The following is a 1,764-nucleotide window of genomic DNA, read 5'->3' as shown; positions in this document are numbered from 1 at the left end:
GTGTCGCATCCGGGCAGACATCGAACCATTTGAAATGGTCTAACTTGGATTTGTTTTTCGCAAGGCCGCCGAGAGGCGGCCCCGAGAAATTCCTTTTCCTATACTAAAACCATATGAATCGAACGGAACCGATCAGCGAATGACTGAGAGGACCGGACGGGCTCGAAGCCCAACATATTTGGACGGAGAGTTCGATCCTGGCTCAGGATGAACGCTGGCGGCGCGCCTAACACATGCAAGTCGAACGGCACCCACCTTCGGGTGGAAGCGAGTGGCGAACGGCTGAGTAACACGTGGAGAACCTGCCCCCTCCCCCGGGATAGCCGCCCGAAAGGACGGGTAATACCGGATACCCCGGGGTGCCGCATGGCACCCCGGCTAAAGCCCCGACGGGAGGGGATGGCTCCGCGGCCCATCAGGTAGACGGCGGGGTGACGGCCCACCGTGCCGACAACGGGTAGCCGGGTTGAGAGACCGACCGGCCAGATTGGGACTGAGACACGGCCCAGACTCCTACGGGAGGCAGCAGTGGGGAATCTTGCGCAATGGGGGGAACCCTGACGCAGCGACGCCGCGTGCGGGACGGAGGCCTTCGGGTCGTAAACCGCTTTCAGCAGGGAAGAGTCAAGACTGTACCTGCAGAAGAAGCCCCGGCTAACTACGTGCCAGCAGCCGCGGTAATACGTAGGGGGCGAGCGTTATCCGGATTCATTGGGCGTAAAGCGCGCGTAGGCGGCCCGGCAGGCCGGGGGTCGAAGCGGGGGGCTCAACCCCCCGAAGCCCCCGGAACCTCCGCGGCTTGGGTCCGGTAGGGGAGGGTGGAACACCCGGTGTAGCGGTGGAATGCGCAGATATCGGGTGGAACACCGGTGGCGAAGGCGGCCCTCTGGGCCGAGACCGACGCTGAGGCGCGAAAGCTGGGGGAGCGAACAGGATTAGATACCCTGGTAGTCCCAGCCGTAAACGATGGACGCTAGGTGTGGGGGGACGATCCCCCCGTGCCGCAGCCAACGCATTAAGCGTCCCGCCTGGGGAGTACGGCCGCAAGGCTAAAACTCAAAGGAATTGACGGGGGCCCGCACAAGCAGCGGAGCATGTGGCTTAATTCGAAGCAACGCGAAGAACCTTACCAGGGCTTGACATATGGGTGAAGCGGGGGAGACCCCGTGGCCGAGAGGAGCCCATACAGGTGGTGCATGGCTGTCGTCAGCTCGTGTCGTGAGATGTTGGGTTAAGTCCCGCAACGAGCGCAACCCCCGCCGCGTGTTGCCATCGGGTGATGCCGGGAACCCACGCGGGACCGCCGCCGTCAAGGCGGAGGAGGGCGGGGACGACGTCAAGTCATCATGCCCCTTATGCCCTGGGCTGCACACGTGCTACAATGGCCGGTACAGAGGGATGCCACCCCGCGAGGGGGAGCGGATCCCGGAAAGCCGGCCCCAGTTCGGATTGGGGGCTGCAACCCGCCCCCATGAAGTCGGAGTTGCTAGTAATCGCGGATCAGCATGCCGCGGTGAATGCGTTCCCGGGCCTTGTACACACCGCCCGTCACACCACCCGAGTCGTCTGCACCCGAAGTCGCCGGCCCAACCGCAAGGGGGGAGGCGCCGAAGGTGTGGAGGGTGAGGGGGGTGAAGTCGTAACAAGGTAGCCGTACCGGAAGGTGCGGCTGGATCACCTCCTTTCTAGGGAGATACATTCTTAGAGAGAAAACACTTTAACTCGAATTGAGGGCAGGAGCCCGTCCGGTGGATGTCGCCCGGA

General features: G+C 63.2%; 1 rRNA gene. It reads left to right on the top strand.

Going from position 1 to position 1,764, the window contains the following annotated elements:
* Positions 1-179 precede the first annotated feature (179 nt).
* Positions 180-1,685: ribosomal RNA gene (locus tag JMJ97_RS09325) — 16S ribosomal RNA — on the top strand.
* Positions 1,686-1,764: the final 79 nt, after the last annotated feature.

This window comes from Collinsella aerofaciens, from assembly GCF_025289055.1.
Lineage (GTDB): Bacteria > Actinomycetota > Coriobacteriia > Coriobacteriales > Coriobacteriaceae > Collinsella.
Note: the sequence above shows the minus strand (reverse complement) of the source record. Positions and strands in the feature narration are given on the sequence as shown.